Consider the following 16,445-nt stretch of genomic DNA (forward strand, 5'->3'; position numbering starts at 1 on the left):
TCAGAGGCGGCGGAAGGCCCGCCAGGAGACGAGCGCGGCGGCCAAGGCCACGAAGATCGCCGTGCCCGAGGTGAGCTGCACGCCGAGGTCGAAGGCATTCTTGGCCGACTCCGCAAGCTGTTCGCCCAGGCCGTTCGGATACTTGGCGGCGTACTGCATCGTGCTGCCCAGGGTCTCGAAGGCGTGCTGCTTCTCGCCATAGGTCAGCTGGGCGGGGATCGTGAGCTGCGACCGGTAGGTCGCGGTCAAGATGCTGCCGAGCACCGCCGTGCCGAGCACCGCCCCGACCTCGTACGCCGTCTCGGAGATGGCTGAGGCCGCGCCGGCCTTCTGGGGCGGGACGCTCGCGAGGATGAGGTCATTCGTGAGTGTCTCGGCGATGCCGATGCCGATGCCCATGATCGCGAAGGCGATGAGCACGCTCATCACGGTCGGGTGTCCGGTGAACGCGGCGATCGCGTAGCCGAGCGACGAGGCCACGAAGCTGCCGCTCACCAGCACCCGGACCGGGAAGCGCTCGACGAGGCGCACGGCGACGAAGCCGAACACCACGGTGACGATCAGACCCGGCAGCAGCACCATGGCCGCCCGCATCGGGGAGAGGCCGATGACGAGCTGGAGCAGCTGGGAGCCGAAGAACAGGAAGCCCGCCAGGCCCATCAGGCTCAGCATGTTGGCGACGATCGCCCCGGTGAAGACCCGGTTCTTGAACAGCGCGACGTCCAGCATGGGGTTGTCGCGCCGCTGCTGACGCCGCACGAAGAGCCAGCCCGCACCGATCGCCAGGCCGATCGAGGCCAGGGTCACCGAGTCGAGACCGGCCTTGGCGCCGTGCTTGATCGCGAAGACCGCCGGCACCATCGCGAGCATCGACAACCCGATCGAGGCGAAGTCGAGCGGCCCGGGGTCGGGGTCACGGGACTCCGGCAGGAGGAACAGCGCCAGAGGCAGGAAGACGATGATCAGCGGCACGTTGATGAGGAAGACCGATCCCCACCAGAAGTGCTCGAGCAGCCATCCGCCGACGATCGGGCCGAGCGCGGCGCCGCCGGAGAACATGGCCGCCCAGGTGGCGATCGCGACGCGCCGGTCGCGGGCGTGGTGGAAGACATTGCGGATGATCGAGAGCGTCGACGGCATGAGCGTGGCACCGAAGAAGCCCAGCAGCGCCCGGGCGAGGATGAGAGCCTCCGGGGACTCGGCCCACGCGGCGAACAGCGAGACGACGCCGAAGCCGCTCGCGCCGACGAGCAGCAGTCGGCGACGGCCGAGGCGGTCGCCGATCGAGCCCATCGCGATGAGCAGACCCGCGAGCATGAGGGCGTAGATGTCGACGATCCACAACAGCTGGTTCCCGGTGGGCCGCAGATCCGTGCTGATCTCCGGCAGCGCGAAGCTCAGGACCGTGTTGTCGACCGACACCAGGAGGACGGGAATCATGAGGACCGCGAGGGCGAGCCACTCGCGGCGGCCGGCACGGACCGGCGCAGAGGTATCGATCGTGGTCATGTGCTCTACTGTACCGTCCAGCCGGTACAGTGCCCAAATTCGCTGGCATATGAGCTATGACACGTGACGAAGCCTCACCGCGACCACCCAGAGATGGGTCGCCCGCGGGACGTCGCGCGGGAGCTCGGGGACCATCGGACACTAGACTCGGCGCATGCCGGCCGAGGAACCCTCCACTCGCGACAAACTGCTCGACGCCTTCGAGACCCTGCTCGTGACCGAAGGGAGTCGCTCGGCGACCCTCGACAATGTGGCCGGAGCGGCCGGGGTCTCCAAGGGAGGGCTGCTCTACCACTTCCACAGCAAGGACGACCTCGTCGACGCGATGCTCTCGCGCATGCGGGAGATGGGTGAGCGCGATATCGCCGCGATGCGGACGGCGCCGCAGGGCCCCGTGGACTACTACCTGGAGACCTCCGTGGACTCCGGCTCGGCCTTCGATCGCGCGCTGATCGCCGCGGCCCGCATCGCCCAAGAGAACGACGAGAGGGCCGGAAATGCCCTCGCCGCGCTGCGCGAGCAGTGGTTCGCGGTGCTCAGCGAGCACCTCGGAGATGAGGCCCTCGCCCGCACGATCCAGCTCATCGGGGACGGGCTCTACTTCGACGACACCTCGGGGTTCACCCATCCACGGGCCCTGGAGCACGTGCGCGATGTGCTCGCCCGACTGGACTTCTAGGGCCGGGGTTCAGCGCGAAGTGTCGAGGACAGGACGCTCTTGGAGCCGGCGGCCGGCAAGCCGGCGAAGACCCCACCAGGTGACCTTCTGCATCGCCTCGACGATGATGTCGCCGCTCATCTTCGACGTGCCCTTCTCGCGATCTTTGAACTCGATCGGGATCTCGACGATCCGTGCGCCTAGATCGCGACCCCGCGCGGTCATATCGATCTGGAAGCAGTAGCCGCGTGCGTCGACCGCCGCGAGATCGTAGCTCTGCAGCAGGTCGGCCGAGAACGCCCGGAAACCGGCCGTGGCGTCGTGAACGTGCAGGCCCAGAGCCAACCGGACGTAGGTGTTCGCGCCGCGGCTGAGCACCTCGCGCCGCTTCGGCCAGTCCACGACGGATCCTCCGCGCACCCATCGCGACCCGATCGCGAGATCGGCGCGCCCGGCCTGGATCTCCTCGATGAGGGCACCGAGCCGGTCGGCCGGATGCGAGCCATCGGCATCCATCTCCACCAGGATCCCGTAGCCGCGCTCGAGCCCCCAGCCGAAGCCTGCCACGTACGCGCTGCCGAGACCTCGCTCGTCCGACCTCTCGAGCACGTGCACCCGCTCATCGCCGTAGTCGCGGGCGAGCTGGGCGGTGCCGTCGGGGCTGGAGTCGTCGACCACGAGCACATCGGCGTCGACCGCCGCCAGCACGCGGTCGAGGGCGTCGATGATGTTCTCCCGCTCGTTGTACGTCGGCAGGATCACCAATGCCCGCTCGTCCTCGGTCATGTCCGCCTTCTCCCCGCTCTCGATGCCGCTCACGATCCTGCCTCCTCGATGATGCCCGCGCAGGACAATGGCGAGGATGACCTGTCGCCGTGACCATCGCAGCATCGTGGCGCGTCAGCCGACGAGCGGTGTTCGGCACGCCGAGTAGTCTGGGCTCTGCCGCCGGCGAGACCGGCCACCATCGTCCGCGTCACCCGAAGGCAGACTTCCCGTGCCCCATCCCGTCGCGCGCTCCTTGCGCCAGCTCTGGGACCGCGTGGTCAGCTATGCGCTGAAGTTCGGCGTGGTGGGCCTCATCGGACTGGTCATCGATGTCGGCCTGTTCAACCTGCTGCGATTCGGACCTCTCAGCGCGGACGCGTGGGTCAGCAGCGCGCTCGGTGCCAAGACGGTGAGCACCTCGGTGGCGATCGTCTTCAACTGGGTGGGGAACCGCTACTGGACCTTCCGCGCCGAGCGGCGACCGGGCTGGTTCAAGGAGTTCCTGGAATACCTGGTGGTCTCGATCGGTGGCATGGGCGTCAGCCTGCTGTGCCTGTGGTTCAGCCACCATGTGCTCGATCTGACCAGCGCGCTCGCGGACAATATCTCGGCCAATGTCATCGGCCTCGCCCTCGGGACCATCTTCCGTTTCATGCTCTACCGGTATTGGGTGTGGGGCCATCACCGTGACGAGGTTCCGGTCTCCGGCACCCGGCTAGAACGTGCCGAGAAAGCGGTCTTCGCCGGCACCGATTCCGAGGCTCAGGCCCCGAGGTCGCGCCAGAGCGATCCCACCGACTCCGCCTGAACCGTCCCGGCGCTCCACGCCGCGATATCGCGGGTCAGCCCGTCCGCATCGGTCGTGGCTACGCGATAAGTGACCCGTTCGTCGTAGTGAGCGTCGATCACCTCACCCGCCTGCCGGAGGCGATGCTCCATCGATCCCGCCTCGTTCATCGGGACGCGCACGCGCACGACCTCGAGGAGGCGCCGCTCCCGGGTGCCGGCGATGTCGAGAGCCGCCGAGGTCGCGTCTCCGTAGGCGCGGACGAGTCCACCTGCACCCAGCAGCGTACCGCCGAACCAGCGGGTCACCACGGCCACGACATCGCTCAGGCCATGTCCGTTGAGGACCTCCAGCATCGGCCGGCCGGCCGTACCGGAGGGCTCGCCGTCGTCATTGGAGCGCTGGAGATCCCCTCGTGGTCCGATCACGAAGGCGGTGCAGTGGTGCCGAGCGTCCCGGTGACGGCCTCGGATCTCCTCGATGGCGGACCGGGCGTCATCCTCGCTCTCGACCCGGCGGAGGCACGCGAGGAATCGAGATCGCTTGACCTCGATCTCGGCCTGAGCCTCGCCCCCGACCGCGACGCCGAGGGTGCGGTACGACCTCAGCGGCGTCGCAGCTTCAGGAAGATCGACGGACCGAAGTCACGACCGGCGAGGGGACGCTGGGCGAGCTTCTCAATGGTGGTCATGACGCCGATAGGCAGGTACTTCTTGAGGGTCTGGCTGCGCAGATTGCTCACCGAGAGCTTGTCGCTCAGCTGGAGTCCGGCTTCTGAGAGCTGCCCGACGACGGTATCGATGTTGTGGTTGACGAAGGCGATCGCGTCGGGCTCGTCGGCCGGGGCCGTGCGGATGCTGACCGGCTCGGTCGGCAACGGCTGACCGGCCTTCTTGTACTTGCGGCGGTTCTTGAAGTGGCCGAGATTGGCGACCTCGATGATCGCGGTGCCGCCGGGGCGCAGCACACGGGCGATCTCGGCGAACTCGTCGGCCGGGGCGGGGAGGTGGTGCATCACGCGCACCATGGTGATGAGATCGAGCTCACCATCGGTGAACTGCAGGTCATCGGCCTGCATCTGGACCTGGGCGATGTCGGTGCCCTCGAGCAGCTTCGCGGCGGCCTCGAGCTGGGTGCGGCTCGGCTCGGCGAGCGTGACCCGGTCGGCGTACTCGCGCAAGAGCAGCGACAGGCGGCCGAATCCGCCCCCGATGTCGGCGGCGGCCTCGAAGCGCTGTCCGTCCAGCAGCCGACGGATCGCGATCTCCTCGGCGGCGTGCTCGTAGTCCCGGTTGTCCCAGTACTTGGTGTAGTCGTAATCGCGATCGTACTGGTCGGCGACCTTCTTGCGCTTCTCACTCACGGCTCCCACCCTACCGGGGCCCGGACGACTCAACCGAACGTGCGGGGACCGAAGACCGGAGCCTCCTTGGCGGTGCCCGCGCGCCGCGCCTCGCGTGTGTTGGCCGATCGCATCATCGCCTGCTGGAAGCGGCGTTCGAGACGGAACGCCCGACGTGGGGTGGACCGGCGTGTGCGGTCCATGAGCCGCTTGCCGGCCGCGACCGCGTCCGGCGAGCGCTCCAGGATCTGACCGACCAGCGCCTCGGCGGGGACCGCGGGATCCTCGTGGACCCCGGAGGCGATGCCGTAGTCGGCGGCCTTCTCACCGGAGAAGACTTCGCCGGTGAGCACGAGCCGCTTGGCGAGATCGGCGGGCACCAGCTCGCCGAGCGGGACGGTGCCGCTCATATCGGGGACGAGGCCCCACTTGGCCTCCATCACCGACCACTGACAGTCCGGCGTGGTGAAGCGGAAGTCCGCCGCGAGCGCCAACTGGATACCGCCGCCGAAGACATGGCCGCGGGTCAGGGCGATCACCGGGACCGGCAGTTCGCGCCAGGCCCAGAGCGGGCGCTGGAATCCGTTCGTGCCGCGGAAGGGGTTGGCGAGGAAGCGTCGGGCGACCTCCCGCTTGCGGGTCAGGACCGAGCCGAAGTCGAGACCGGCGCAGAAGGAGGCGCCGCGGCCTTCCAGCAAGACCGCCCGGACGCCGCGCTCGCGTTCGATCGTGGCGGCGGCGTCGACCAGTCCGTCGAGGATGTCGAAGGTGATCGCATTGAGCTTCTCGGGCCGATTGAGCCACACCCGCGCGATCGGGCCCTCGATCTCCGTCTCCACCTGTCGCTCGCTCATGCCGCCACCCTAGGCCGTGTCGCGGTCGGTCAGGAGGCCAGCACCCGTGAGAGAACGACCTCGACGGTGTCGTGCAGGCCCTTGACGGTGGCGACATCGACCGGCCACCCCGGCCCAGCGAGCACGACGGTGGTGTCCGCTGCCAGCCGGTCGAGCACCGCGATCACGGGGTCGCGGGGGGGCCTGGCCATCGATGCCCAGAGGAACAGCACCTGCGGACGCACCGTCGTCAGCACCGCCTCCAATGCCGAGGCGGGCAGTCGCGCGCCGAGCTCTATCGAGCTGATTCCGTGTTCGCACAGCGCGGCCTCGAGGGCCACCACGGGAAGCTTGTGCTGGTCGTCCTCCGCGCTCGCGACGATGACCGATGCGGGGCGATCGAGCTCGGGGAGCGTCTGACGGCGTGAGTGGGCACGCAAGGCGCTGAGGACGCTGGAGCTGGCGAGATGCTCGCCCTCCACCCCCAGTCGTCCGTCCGCCCAGCGCTCGCCGATCTCCACGAAAGCCGGGACGAATACGTCGTCCCAGGCTTCGACGGTGCCGAGGGTGTCCAGTGCGGTCGCCGCGACCTGATGCAGGGTGGGGGCGTCGAAGGACTGGGCCGCCTCGACGAACTGCTCGGCGAGGCGGCGATGGTCGGGTGTGGGGTCGTCGGAGGGGAGGATCTCCGGCGTGGCCGCCTGGTCGCCGACAAGGCGCTTGGCGACCTTGGCCGCCTCCTGTGCGGTGACTCCGCGTGCCAGCAGACGACGCATCAGGTCGACACGGTCGATGTCGAGGGCGGAGTAGCGGCGGTGCCCGCCGCTGGTGCGCAAGGTGGGGCCGAGGCCGTAACGCCGCTCCCAGGTACGGAGGGTCGAGGCGGAGATGCCGAGTCGCTCGGAGACCATGCCCACGCTCCAGGTCACGTCGGCAGCACCGCGCCATTGCGCCGTGGCCTCGGTCTCGTCGGGATCCGCGGGAGGGGGCGGGTCGGGGGTCATCACCATCTCGATCAGTTTAGAACTTGTTCACGGCCTTGCCATGTGAATAGGTTATGAGTAGGTTTATCGGCACGTCATCACTCGGGGTTGAGCAAGCAGCCGCGACGTCCCACAGTTCGCACGTGGAAGGCAGCAGCAGCATGGTGAACATCAAACGTCTCCCGTCCCCCATCATCGAGTCGTACGCCTGGCAGTGGGAAGGCGCCTGCATGGGTGCCGACTCCTCGGTGTTCTTCTCCCCCGAAGCAGAACGCGGCGCCAAGCGACATCGTCGCGAAGAGGCGGCAAAGGCCGTCTGCGCTACCTGCCCGGTCATCGATCAGTGCCGCGAGCATGCCCTGCGCGTCCAGGAGCCCTACGGCGTGTGGGGCGGTCTGACCGAATCCGAACGATCCAAGCTGCTCGAGCAGCGGATCGCCAGCTGACGACGAAGGGAGGACCATGTCTTTGGAAGGCAAGTCCATCGCGATCATCACCTCACAGGTCGGTGTCGAGAAAGTCGAGCTCACGTCCCCCCGCGACGCCATCATCTCGGCTGGGGGTCGGGCCGTCCATGTCGCCCCCGCCTCGGACGAGGTCCAGTCGATGGTCGGCGATGTCGACAAGGACGAGACGTTCACCCCCGATGCGACCATCGCCGATCTCTCGGTCGACGATTTCGACGCGGTGGTGATCCCCGGTGGCACGGTCAACGCGGACACCCTCCGCCTCGATGACAACGCACTCGGGGTCATCAAGGCCTTCGCCGCCGCCGGCAAGCCGATCGCGGCGATCTGCCACGGCCCCTGGGCCCTGGTCGAGACCGGTCTCACGCGAGGCAAGACACTGACCTCTTATCCGAGCCTGCGCACCGACATCGTCAACGCGGGAGGCCAGTGGGTCGACGAGACCGTCAAGCACTGCACCGCGGAGGGTTTCGATCTGATCACCTCGCGCAATCCCGATGACTTGGAGGCCTTCAACGCCACCATCGTGGACGTGGTGGGTCAGCGATGAGCGGCAAGGATTTCGCGGGAGTCGAGGCCGAGGCGAGCACCTCGGCCAAAATCCTCTACAAGCCCGTCGGCATCGTCAGCTCGATCATCGCCGGCGTGGTGGCCGGATTCGCCTTCAAGCAGATCTGGAAGCGGGTCAGTCCCAATTCCGCGGGCGACGCTCCCGGTCCTCTGGAGTCGGAGTTCCCGCTCAAGGAGATCCTCTTGGCCGCCGTACTGCAGGGGGCGATCTTCTCCGTCGTCAAGGCCCTCGTCCAACGTCAGGGCGCGCGTGCGTTCCAGAAAGCCACCGGCGAGTGGCCCGGCAACTGATTCCTCTTTCCTTCCTCCCCTTCCCCCATCACGAAAGGCAATCATCATGTGGAGTCTCCTCGTTTTCCTTCTCGTCGGCCTCGTCGCCGGTTTCATCGCGCGCGCTGTCGTCCCCGGTGACGACAGTATGGGCGTGATCGGCACGATCATCCTGGGCGTCGTCGGCTCCTTCGTCGGTGGTTCGATCGGCTCACTCATCAGCGGCGACGGCTTCGACATCGGCAACACCGCGGGCATCATCGGGTCGGTGATCGGCGCGATCATCGTGCTGATCGTGTTCAACGCGGTCACGGGTCGCAAGAAGGCCTGACCCGTACCAGGACAAAGGCCGCCGACCACCCGGTCGGCGGCCCCCGTCGTGTCCACCAAGAATTTCTCAAAAACTAGTACGCCGACGTTGCCTGCTCGGGTTGCGGTTCAGGCAGCCCCGCCGCCGGGATCAGGAAGCTGGCAACGGTCGCGGCGGCTGCACCATCGCGGTATCCGGCCGAGTTCTCGTCCCCCCACGCTTGCGAGCCCACGACTGGTAATGCCGCTGGAACGTCCGTCCCGTCACCAGCTGCGCCAACACCGACCCCACCGAGCCATGGGTCATCACCGAGGCACACCGCGGAAGATCCTCATGCCCTCTCATCACAGAAGGGCAGTCCGGGTTACGTGGGCTCTGCTCACCGCGATCTGTCGGTGGCGCGGCCTAGGGTTCCGTCCATGAGCCTGCGACCCGTGATGATCACCTGCGACTCCACCGACCCGCTGCCGCTCGGGCGCTGGTGGGCCGACCAGACCGGTGGCGAGGTCATCGCCGAGAACGACGGCTGGTTCTCGGTGGTGCAGCTGAGCAGCGGTCCCCGGTTGGCCTTCCAGAAGGTCGACGACCCCACACCCGGCAAGAACCGTGTCCATCTGGACCTGGAGGCCGAAGGCGATCTCGACGCCGAGGCCGAGCGGCTCGTCACGTCAGGCGCAGAGCGGCTGAACGAGCAGACCATGGGCGGTTTCCGCTGGATCGTCATGGCCGACCCGGATGGCAACCTGTTCTGCATCTCGAGCGCTCACTGACAGTGCGTGGGTGCAGACGGGGCGGGAGGATGGCCGGCTGCAGGTCCCCGTGAATCTACAGCGCGCCACCGGGCCCCATCGCCCGTCCTCGAGACGCACACTCACGGGGCCGATCAGCACAGGTCGCGGATCAGCGCTGCATAGACGCCCCCCAGCAGGCCACGATCACTGGGGAGCTGCGTCCCGTGAGGCGGTCACCGATGATCTAATCGAAGCTATGCACGCTGAGGTTCCAGGGGCGAGGAGAGAGTTCATCGAGCGTTTCGCCGATCACTGGGCGGCCGTCGGCGCGTCGCGGCTCGAAGGCCTGATCGCCGGATATCTGCTGCTCGACGAGTCGGACGGCGTCGGCGCCCTGGAGCTATCGGACGAACTGGGGATCAGCAGGGGCTCGGTGTCGACGTACACACGTCAGCTCGTGGAGCGAGGGTTCGTGCGGCGGGTGCGCAAACCAGGCGAACGGGCACATTTCTTCGTGATGGATAACGATGTGTGGGCGGGATTCCTGGCCGCGGAACAGGAGTACCTCCACAACCAGCGCCGCCTCGCGGAGACCACGCTGCCGCTGGTGCGGGAGGGCGGCCGTTCCTGGGAGCGTGTCCGCAACATGCGCGACTACATGACGTGGTTGATCGAGGCACGCCTGCCTAGCGCGTGGGAGCAGTTCAAGAAGGAACGCGACGATCCCGCACCGTGATCATCGGCGCACCGCTCTGGGAGTCCCGCTCGATGATGCCGTCGATACCGAACACATCGGCTACGACCTCCGCGTCGAGCACATCACCAGGCGCGCCCTCACGGACGATCTCGCCATCGTGCATCACGACCAGATGCGACGCATATCGGGCCGCCTGGTTGATGTCGTGGAGCACAGCGACCACGGTTCGCCCGTCGGCACGCATGTCCTGGCACAAGTGCAGCAATTCAACCTGATGCGCCAGGTCGAGGAAGGACGTCGGTTCGTCGAGCAGCACGTAGTCGGTCTGCTGCGCCAGGACCATGGCGATCCAGACCCGCTGGCGTTGTCCTCCGGACAGCTCGGTGAGGAGCCGGTCCGCGTAATCGGCGACCCCGGTCGCGGCCATCGCCGCATCCACGATCTCGGCGTCCCCGGGATGCCACTGCCGCAGGAGAGAGTGATAGGGATGCCTGCCGCGCGCGACGAGATCGCGCACGCGGAGGGACTCGGGCGCGACGGGATGCTGCGGGAGGGCGGCGATGCGGCGAGCGACGGCCTTCGGCCGGAGGGTGCGCACATCCACGCCGTCGACGATGACCTTCCCCGCCAGGGGCTTCAGGGTGCGGGCCAAGGCCTTCAGGAGAGTCGACTTCCCGCAGCCATTGGGGCCGATGATCGCGGTGAACTCGCCTTCTCGGACGCTGAAGTTCAACCCGTCGCTGACGATCCGGCCGTCGTAACCGAGCCGCGCGTCCTGAATCCGCAGCCCGTCGGCAGGATTCTCGAACCGGGTGGCGGTGGTCATAGTCGTCCTTTCGAGTGCTCACGCACGAGGAGGTAGCCGAGGTAGATGCCGCCGACGCCGAGGGTGAGCACACCGACCGGAAGCCCTTCGACGAACGGGACCTGCTGCGCGGCGAGGTCGGCGACGGCAAGGACGAGCGCCCCGGTCAGCGCGGCGGGGACGATACTGACATGGGATGTTCCGATAACTCGGCGGGCGATCTGCGGCGCGGTCAGAGCGACGAAGGAGACGGGCCCCGCGGCGGCGACCGAGGCGCCCGCGGCGAACACGGACAGGATCACCGCGATGGTCCGGGTGCGGTTCGGATCGATTCCCACCCCCGACGCCGTGTCATCGCCCATCTCCAGCATCGACACATCCCGGGAGAATGCGATGGCCGCGGGGAGAATGACCCCGAGGGCGATGCCGGTGACGACGACATCCTGCGCGTTCACGGCGTTCAGGGAACCGACCAGATAGGCGGCGAGCTGGGAAGCCGCGTCGCGCAGGTGCGTGCTGACGACATACTGCGTGATGGCGTAGGACAACGCGGCGACGGCGATGCCGGCGATGATCGTGCGTGCGGGTGAACGAAATCCTCTGCCCGTGCACACGTACACCAGAACGGTCGCGAGCCCGGCGCCCAGCACGGCTCCGATTGAGGACGGGATCAACGGGAAGACGAGGCTGATGACGGCGACCCCGGCACCCGCTCCGGCACCCAGGCCGATGACATCGGGGCTGCCCAGCGGATTGCCGGTCACCGTCTGGAAGAGCGCCCCGGAGATCCCGAGCAGCGCTCCGGCGATGATCGCGGTTGCCAGCCTCGGTCCGCGAAGCCTTTCGAGGACGAAAGCGGATGTGCCTTCCGCACCGCCCGATAGCGCGGAAGGGATCTCCGCGAGGGGGATGCCGAGTTCTCCGAGGGTGAGCGTGAGAGCGGAGACGAGGACCAATGCCGCCGTCGTCACCAGGCAAAAGAGGACGGCAGGGCGGTGCACCGGAAACGCCAGTCGTCCTACCCTGATCACCGTGCTCACCGCGCGGCCCATCCCTTGCGCACGGCGAACAACAGGAACGGCGCCCCGACGAGCGCGGTGACGATGCCGACCATGATCTCCTCCGGACGAGCCGCTATGCGCCCGATGATGTCGGCCACCACGAGCAGCGCAGCCCCGAGGATCGCGGCGACTGGCACCCGCCAGCGGTGGTCGGCGCCGATGATCGAGTGGGTGAGATGCGGCACGACGAGCCCGACGAAGGCGATCGGTCCGACCGCAGCGGTGGCCGCGGCGGCCAGCAACGCGGACGCGAGGATGCCCGCGGCGCGCACGAGCGCCACCGGGGTGCCGAGCGAGGTCGCGACATCCTCGCCGAGGGCCAGATTGTTCAGCGAGGGGGCCAGCAGCAGCGCGAGCAACATTCCCGCGATGAGTGCGGGGGCGATGGCGGCGGCGACCTCGGCATCCCGCCCGCTGAGCGAACCGATCACCCAGAACCGGAACGAGTCGAAGATGCCGGGGTTGGTGAGGATCATCGCCTGGATGTAGGCGGTGAGCACGGCCGACACGACAGCACCCGTCAGCAGCAGGGAGACGACGCTTCCCGAAGCCGAGCGTGCGCCCACCGCGTACACGATGACGACCGTGACCAGCGCCCCGGCGAAGGCGACCCACACGGAGCGGCCCCCGATCCCGGCGCCCGTGACGGCGGAGACCGAGACGACCGCGGCCGCCGAGCCCACGGTCACGCCGAGCAAACCCGGGTCGCCGAGCGGGTTGCGCGTGATCCCCTGGATGATCACCCCCGAGACGGCCAGGGCCGAACCGCACAGCACGCCCATCAGGGTTCGATCGATGCGCGCATCGAGCACTGCCTCCAGGTAGGGGTTCGCCGCGCCAGTGAGGACGGCCAGCACTTCACCGGGCCCGGTGACCTTGCCGCCGAGGAAAAGACTCGCGAGGGTGGCGAGCGCGAGCCCCGCTGCCGCGAGAAAGAGAATCCCCGCGCGGGCGAGGCTCGCGCCGCGTGTCACCGGTCGAGCTTCGCGACGGCCTCGTCGATGAGCGGGACGAAGCGCTCCAAGGTCCACGGCACGGTCAGCGGGTTGATGATGGACGAGCCGGTCACGAACGGCTGATCCGTCGGCGCGACCACCGAGCCGCGGGCGATCGCCGGAATCTGCCGGTACAGCTCCTGGCCCTCGATCTCCGCACGACTCTCCTCATCGGAGTAGAACGTGAAGATCAGATCGGAGCCAGCGAGTTTATCGGCATTCTCCAGACCGATGGACGCGGAGTCGGTGCCTTCGACCTCGTACTCGCGCAGCTCCTCGATCACCGGGTCGACCGTGAGTCCCAGCGCGCGGACCATCGCCACGCGCTGCTCGTCCTCGAAGAACACCCCGAGGGTTCCCGGGCCGCTGTTGTAGATATAGGAGAAGGTGATGTCCTCATACTCCTCGCGGGCAGCGGAACTCAGCTGCTCGTCGATCTCCTCGATCAGCGCCGCGGCCTCATCGGGTTGCCCCATCGCCTCGCCGATGACCTCGATCTGCTCCTGCCAGGTGATCACCCACGGCTCTTCCTCATAGGCGACCGTCGGCGCGATGTCAGTGAGGATGTCGAACTGCTCCTGTGTCACGCCCGACCACGGCGCGAGGATCAGATCCGGCTCCAGCTCGACGATCGCCTCGATATCGAGCTCGGTACTGCCGGTGAACTGCGCTGGCAAGTCCGCCCCTTGCTCCGTTACCGCTTCGTGGATCCACGGCAGATACCCGCTCTCATCGCTGCCCCAGGGGTACTCCTCGATGCCGACGGGAATCGTCCCCAAAGCGATCGCCGTCTCCGCCGACCCCTGGCCGAGCGTGACGATGCGCTCCGGCTTCTCGGTGACCACGGCCTCCCCGAGCGCGTGCTCGATCGTGACGGTCTCCCAGTCCTCATCCGAAACCGTCTCCTGCGAGGAAGTGGAACTCGTCTCCCCGCAGCCCGTCAGCGCGAACAGACCCGCCGCCAGGGCGGTTGCCGCCCAGGAGCGTGCCGATGATGTCTTCTGCATGCCGTGTAAGTCCTCTCATAGCGCAGTGCGGCGCCGTTGAAGTGCCTGAGTTAGGCCAAGCTTCCCTTAGCAAACTATCAAATTGTCTGAAAGTTCCCGATCGGGGGCCGCGCGCATCCCGGACGAGCTGCGCGAGTTCACGTTGCATGTCGTGGCTGTCGAGACGGAGCAGTGCGACAGACTCGGTGTACGTGCAACCGCGCGAAGAAGGCCGTCGAGGTCGCGGGAGAACGGATCGTGGTCGATGAGGCCCGGGATGCTCGACCAGGTACGTCGTCCGGCATCCGCGAACTGCGCAGCGAGTCACCCGTCAGGTCATGACACATTGGCCCGCCCAGGGCGGTCTCAGGTCGTCGCAGGTCGCCCGTGACGCCAGTAGCCGACGAAGTCCACGTGGCGCTTGGGCACGCCCCACTCCTGCACGAGATGGCGGCGAGCACCCGTGGCGAGACCGGACTCGCCGATGAGGTGCGCGTGGACGACGCCGTCCAGCGGGACGGTCGCCTTCAGGGCCTCGAGCGCGAGCTGTCCCGGCCGGTCGGTGCCCACGGACGACTCGTCGCGATGGATCCAGCGCACCTCCATCTCGTGCGGTACCCGCAGCTCCTGGCGGTCGCCGGCTGTAGGAACCTCGATGATCGCGATCCCCCGTGCCGTCTCCGGGAGCGAGGCACTGATTCCGGCCACGGCAGGCAGCGCTGTCTCGTCACCGACGAGCAGCGTCCAGTCGTGCGGGTGGTCAGGCGTGAAGCCGATGCCCTGGTCCAGGAATCCCACGCGGTCACCGGGGCTAGCAGCGAGCGCGAACCGAGCCGCCGGTCCCAGACCCCCTGCCTCGTCCTCGTGGATCACGAAGTCGATGTCCACCTCCCCCGTGCCAGGGCGGACGTCGCGCAGCGTGTACGCCCGGACCCAGGGGCGTCGCACCTTCGGCGTGGCGAGGTACTGCAGGTACCAGCCGATCTCGCTGGTCCGTGTCGGCAGCTGCAGCGCGTCCTGCCCTTCGCGCGCGAAGAAGAGCCGGCACCAGTGGTCGTGCCCACGCGGCACCAGCTCGTCCAGTCCGCCAAGGGTCAGGCGCACGAAATTCGGGCTGATGCGTTCGGCGTGGCGCACGTGCGCCACGGCGAACTGCCGATCAGTGGGCGTGTTCTTCTTTCTTCCCATGGACTGAGGATAGCCTTACCTGTCGCCGTCCAGCGTCAGTCCCGCCCACCCCGCGGGAGTCGGTAGACCATGGGTGCGCTTGCTGTTCGTGCCGAGACTGATGCGTTGTGTCTATGGCGCATCACTGGAGCGGCGGGCACTCCAGGACTTCGATCGCGTTCCCCTCGTCCAGGGTCAGGTGCGGGTGCGCGGAGAAGATCCGTGCGGCCTCGTCATGCGAGCCGGCCTCGACGATCGCGTACGCAACCTTGCTGTCAGTGAAGTCCTCGACCCCGGCCTGGGTCACCATCTTCTTCCTGAACAACGGGGCGCCGGGATCGACCAGGGCGCTCTCATTGGCCTGGGCCCATGCGGCCCATGCCGCCATGAATCCTGCCTGCTGATCGTCGCTGAACTCGCTCATGGACTCGTCGTCCGCGGCACCGTTCAAGATCGCGAGAAATCTGCTCATCCCGTCACCCTAGGCCCCAGAATCACCAGATTCGTTGACCCCTCTCGGATCTCCGCTTCGTGGAGATTCCACTAGAGCTCTCGTGGTGCGCGAGGGGGGATTTGAACCCCCACGCCCTTGCGGACACTGGCACCTGAAGCCAGCGCGTCTACCATTCCGCCACTCGCGCATGTGGCCGTCCGTCACCGACGCTACGACCGAGGAATGAGTCTAGCAGCGTCCTTCGGCCAGTCGCGTACCGGCCCGCCTCCACCGGACCGATACGATCTAGAGGAGTCACTGCCCGGTCCCCAGCGAGAGGAGTGCACCATGGCTGGCGTCCTGAGCCGCTTCGAGCGACGCCTGGAAGGCGCGGTCACCGGTGCGTTCGCGCGGGCTTTCCGCAGCGCGGTGCAGCCGGTCGAGATCGCCGCCGAGCTGCAGCGCGAGATCGACAACTCCACGAGCATCCTCAGCCGCGACCGCATCCTCGTCCCGAACGACTTCACGGTACATCTCTCCCCGGCGGACTACGAGCGGCTGACCCCCTTCGGCTCCACGCTCGCCGAGGAATTGGCCACGCTGGTGCGTGAGCACGTCGAGGAGCAGCGATACACCCTCGCCGGCGGGCTCGCCATCACCTTCGAGCGCGACGACACACTGCGCACGGGCCGCTTCACCGTCGACAGTCGTACTAATGCGACCGTGCATGCCTCCCCGGCCGAGCGACTGACCGACACGTCCGTGCGCTCGGCCGCCGTCGTCCTGGAGGTCGGCGGGATGAAGCATCCGGTCAGCCCACCCGGTCTCGTCATCGGCCGCGGCTCCGACAGCGACCTCAAGATCGACGACCCCGGCATCTCCCGGCGGCACGCCCGCATCCACGTCGGTGGACTCGCCGATGCCCCCGCCGTCGCGGTCGAAGATCTCGGTTCCACCAACGGCGTGGTCGTCGACGGACGGCGCGTCGAATCGTCCCCGGTATCCGACGGGTCGCAGATCCGGCTCGGAAACACTACGCTCACCGTGCGCATCCCCTCGTCCACTCGGTGATC

The 16,445-nt window shown here is 67.6% G+C and carries 21 protein-coding genes and 1 tRNA gene; 9 read left to right on the forward strand and 13 right to left on the reverse strand.

The features are described from left to right. Positions 1–1,509, reverse strand: a complete 1,509-nt coding sequence (locus BHE97_RS01970) for an MFS transporter (RefSeq protein WP_087622333.1) — start codon at positions 1,507–1,509, stop codon at positions 1–3. A gap of 154 nt (positions 1,510–1,663) precedes the next feature. Here BHE97_RS01970 and BHE97_RS01975 point away from each other — a divergent pair, with 154 nt between their 5' ends. Continuing rightward, positions 1,664–2,188 (forward strand): TetR/AcrR family transcriptional regulator, encoded by a 525-nt coding sequence (locus BHE97_RS01975; RefSeq protein ID WP_087622334.1) that lies wholly within the window; start codon positions 1,664–1,666, stop codon positions 2,186–2,188. 9 nt (positions 2,189–2,197) lie between these two features. Here BHE97_RS01975 and BHE97_RS01980 read toward each other — a convergent pair whose 3' ends face one another. After that, the gene (locus tag BHE97_RS01980) at positions 2,198–2,986 is read right to left on the reverse strand and encodes a polyprenol monophosphomannose synthase (RefSeq protein WP_236757485.1); all 789 of its coding nucleotides are present in this window, start codon (positions 2,984–2,986) and stop codon (positions 2,198–2,200) included. A gap of 178 nt (positions 2,987–3,164) precedes the next feature. Between BHE97_RS01980 and BHE97_RS01985 the strand changes: the two genes are divergently transcribed. Beyond that, a complete protein-coding gene (locus BHE97_RS01985) occupies positions 3,165–3,743 on the forward strand; it encodes a GtrA family protein (protein ID WP_201791268.1) in 579 nt (192 codons plus the stop codon). On the opposite strand, the gene BHE97_RS01990 is transcribed toward BHE97_RS01985, so the two are convergent. From BHE97_RS01990 to BHE97_RS02005, 4 genes are read right to left on the reverse strand one after another with little or no spacing between them, the layout of a single operon-like run. Continuing rightward, positions 3,698–4,330, reverse strand: coding sequence for a YigZ family protein (locus tag BHE97_RS01990; RefSeq protein WP_087622335.1), 633 nt, complete (start codon positions 4,328–4,330; stop codon positions 3,698–3,700). The genes BHE97_RS01985 and BHE97_RS01990 overlap by 46 nt on opposite strands. Continuing rightward, entirely contained in the window at positions 4,327–5,085 is a 759-nt protein-coding gene (locus BHE97_RS01995; RefSeq protein WP_170931200.1) for a class I SAM-dependent methyltransferase, read from the reverse strand. The genes BHE97_RS01990 and BHE97_RS01995 overlap by 4 nt, the downstream gene beginning before the upstream one ends. Positions 5,086–5,114: 29 nt before the next feature. Next, complete coding sequence (locus tag BHE97_RS02000; protein WP_087622337.1) at positions 5,115–5,918, reverse strand: crotonase/enoyl-CoA hydratase family protein; 804 nt, start codon at positions 5,916–5,918, stop codon at positions 5,115–5,117. Positions 5,919–5,947: 29 nt separating this feature from the next. Then, a complete protein-coding gene (locus BHE97_RS02005; protein WP_087622338.1) occupies positions 5,948–6,907 on the reverse strand; it encodes a MerR family transcriptional regulator in 960 nt (319 codons plus the stop codon). Between the two features lie 134 nt (positions 6,908–7,041). Between BHE97_RS02005 and BHE97_RS02010 the strand changes: the two genes are divergently transcribed. The 6 genes from BHE97_RS02010 (at position 7,042) to BHE97_RS02035 (ending at position 9,964) form a co-directional block, all read left to right on the forward strand. Continuing rightward, a complete protein-coding gene (locus tag BHE97_RS02010) occupies positions 7,042–7,326 on the forward strand; it encodes a WhiB family transcriptional regulator (protein WP_087622429.1) in 285 nt (94 codons plus the stop codon). 16 nt (positions 7,327–7,342) lie between these two features. After that, entirely contained in the window at positions 7,343–7,897 is a 555-nt protein-coding gene (locus BHE97_RS02015; RefSeq protein ID WP_087622339.1) for a type 1 glutamine amidotransferase domain-containing protein, read from the forward strand. Continuing rightward, positions 7,894–8,208, forward strand: a complete 315-nt coding sequence (locus tag BHE97_RS02020; RefSeq protein ID WP_087622340.1) for a DUF4235 domain-containing protein — start codon at positions 7,894–7,896, stop codon at positions 8,206–8,208. The genes BHE97_RS02015 and BHE97_RS02020 overlap by 4 nt, the downstream gene beginning before the upstream one ends. Positions 8,209–8,254: 46 nt before the next feature. Beyond that, positions 8,255–8,518 (forward strand): GlsB/YeaQ/YmgE family stress response membrane protein, encoded by a 264-nt coding sequence (locus tag BHE97_RS02025; protein WP_201791269.1) that lies wholly within the window; start codon positions 8,255–8,257, stop codon positions 8,516–8,518. A gap of 398 nt (positions 8,519–8,916) precedes the next feature. Next, a complete protein-coding gene (locus tag BHE97_RS02030) occupies positions 8,917–9,267 on the forward strand; it encodes a VOC family protein (RefSeq protein WP_087622341.1) in 351 nt (116 codons plus the stop codon). 217 nt (positions 9,268–9,484) lie between these two features. Continuing rightward, entirely contained in the window at positions 9,485–9,964 is a 480-nt protein-coding gene (locus BHE97_RS02035) for a MarR family transcriptional regulator (protein WP_087622342.1), read from the forward strand. On the opposite strand, the gene BHE97_RS02040 is transcribed toward BHE97_RS02035, so the two are convergent. The 7 genes from BHE97_RS02040 to BHE97_RS02070 form a co-directional block, all read right to left on the reverse strand. Further along, complete coding sequence (locus tag BHE97_RS02040) at positions 9,933–10,751, reverse strand: ABC transporter ATP-binding protein (protein WP_087622343.1); 819 nt, start codon at positions 10,749–10,751, stop codon at positions 9,933–9,935. The two genes, BHE97_RS02035 and BHE97_RS02040, sit on opposite strands and share 32 nt — an antisense overlap. Further along, entirely contained in the window at positions 10,748–11,701 is a 954-nt protein-coding gene (locus tag BHE97_RS02045) for an iron chelate uptake ABC transporter family permease subunit (protein WP_201791270.1), read from the reverse strand. The genes BHE97_RS02040 and BHE97_RS02045 overlap by 4 nt, the downstream gene beginning before the upstream one ends. Positions 11,702–11,766: 65 nt before the next feature. Further along, positions 11,767–12,765 carry an iron ABC transporter permease gene (locus BHE97_RS02050; protein WP_087622344.1) on the reverse strand — a complete coding sequence of 333 codons (999 nt, stop codon included), beginning with the start codon at positions 12,763–12,765 and terminating at the stop codon, positions 11,767–11,769. Further along, positions 12,762–13,793 (reverse strand): iron-siderophore ABC transporter substrate-binding protein, encoded by a 1,032-nt coding sequence (locus BHE97_RS02055; protein WP_087622345.1) that lies wholly within the window; start codon positions 13,791–13,793, stop codon positions 12,762–12,764. The genes BHE97_RS02050 and BHE97_RS02055 overlap by 4 nt, the downstream gene beginning before the upstream one ends. A 345-nt stretch (positions 13,794–14,138) precedes the next feature. After that, on the reverse strand, positions 14,139–14,960 hold the full coding sequence (locus BHE97_RS02060; RefSeq protein ID WP_087622346.1) for a siderophore-interacting protein: 822 nt from the start codon (positions 14,958–14,960) through the stop codon (positions 14,139–14,141). A 121-nt stretch (positions 14,961–15,081) separates the two neighbouring features. Continuing rightward, on the reverse strand, positions 15,082–15,411 hold the full coding sequence (locus BHE97_RS02065) for a hypothetical protein (protein WP_087622347.1): 330 nt from the start codon (positions 15,409–15,411) through the stop codon (positions 15,082–15,084). An 83-nt stretch (positions 15,412–15,494) separates the two neighbouring features. After that, positions 15,495–15,580, reverse strand: a tRNA-Leu gene (locus BHE97_RS02070). A gap of 140 nt (positions 15,581–15,720) precedes the next feature. Here BHE97_RS02070 and BHE97_RS02075 point away from each other — a divergent pair. Next, entirely contained in the window at positions 15,721–16,443 is a 723-nt protein-coding gene (locus tag BHE97_RS02075) for a DUF3662 and FHA domain-containing protein (protein WP_087622348.1), read from the forward strand. The last annotated feature ends 2 nt before the right edge of the window (positions 16,444–16,445 follow it).

The organism is Aeromicrobium sp. PE09-221, from assembly GCF_002174305.1.
Lineage (GTDB): Bacteria > Actinomycetota > Actinomycetes > Propionibacteriales > Nocardioidaceae > Aeromicrobium.

Bases quoted from the DNA above. Each gene is read 5' to 3' on its own strand.
- BHE97_RS02065 (WP_087622347.1), bottom strand. From the start codon at position 15,411: ATGAGCAGATTTCTCGCGATCTTGAACGGTGCCGCGGACGACGAGTCC.
- BHE97_RS02060 (WP_087622346.1), bottom strand. From the start codon at position 14,960: ATGGGAAGAAAGAAGAACACGCCCACTGATCGGCAGTTCGCCGTGGCG.
- BHE97_RS02025 (WP_201791269.1), top strand. From the start codon at position 8,255: ATGTGGAGTCTCCTCGTTTTCCTTCTCGTCGGCCTCGTCGCCGGTTTC.
- BHE97_RS02035 (WP_087622342.1), top strand. From the start codon at position 9,485: ATGCACGCTGAGGTTCCAGGGGCGAGGAGAGAGTTCATCGAGCGTTTC.
- BHE97_RS01970 (WP_087622333.1), bottom strand. From the start codon at position 1,509: ATGACCACGATCGATACCTCTGCGCCGGTCCGTGCCGGCCGCCGCGAG.
- BHE97_RS01975 (WP_087622334.1), top strand. From the start codon at position 1,664: ATGCCGGCCGAGGAACCCTCCACTCGCGACAAACTGCTCGACGCCTTC.
- BHE97_RS02010 (WP_087622429.1), top strand. From the start codon at position 7,042: ATGGTGAACATCAAACGTCTCCCGTCCCCCATCATCGAGTCGTACGCC.
- BHE97_RS02055 (WP_087622345.1), bottom strand. From the start codon at position 13,793: ATGCAGAAGACATCATCGGCACGCTCCTGGGCGGCAACCGCCCTGGCG.
- BHE97_RS02020 (WP_087622340.1), top strand. From the start codon at position 7,894: ATGAGCGGCAAGGATTTCGCGGGAGTCGAGGCCGAGGCGAGCACCTCG.
- BHE97_RS02005 (WP_087622338.1), bottom strand. From the start codon at position 6,907: ATGGTGATGACCCCCGACCCGCCCCCTCCCGCGGATCCCGACGAGACC.
- BHE97_RS02015 (WP_087622339.1), top strand. From the start codon at position 7,343: ATGTCTTTGGAAGGCAAGTCCATCGCGATCATCACCTCACAGGTCGGT.
- BHE97_RS02030 (WP_087622341.1), top strand. From the start codon at position 8,917: ATGAGCCTGCGACCCGTGATGATCACCTGCGACTCCACCGACCCGCTG.
- BHE97_RS02000 (WP_087622337.1), bottom strand. From the start codon at position 5,918: ATGAGCGAGCGACAGGTGGAGACGGAGATCGAGGGCCCGATCGCGCGG.
- BHE97_RS02040 (WP_087622343.1), bottom strand. From the start codon at position 10,751: ATGACCACCGCCACCCGGTTCGAGAATCCTGCCGACGGGCTGCGGATT.
- BHE97_RS02075 (WP_087622348.1), top strand. From the start codon at position 15,721: ATGGCTGGCGTCCTGAGCCGCTTCGAGCGACGCCTGGAAGGCGCGGTC.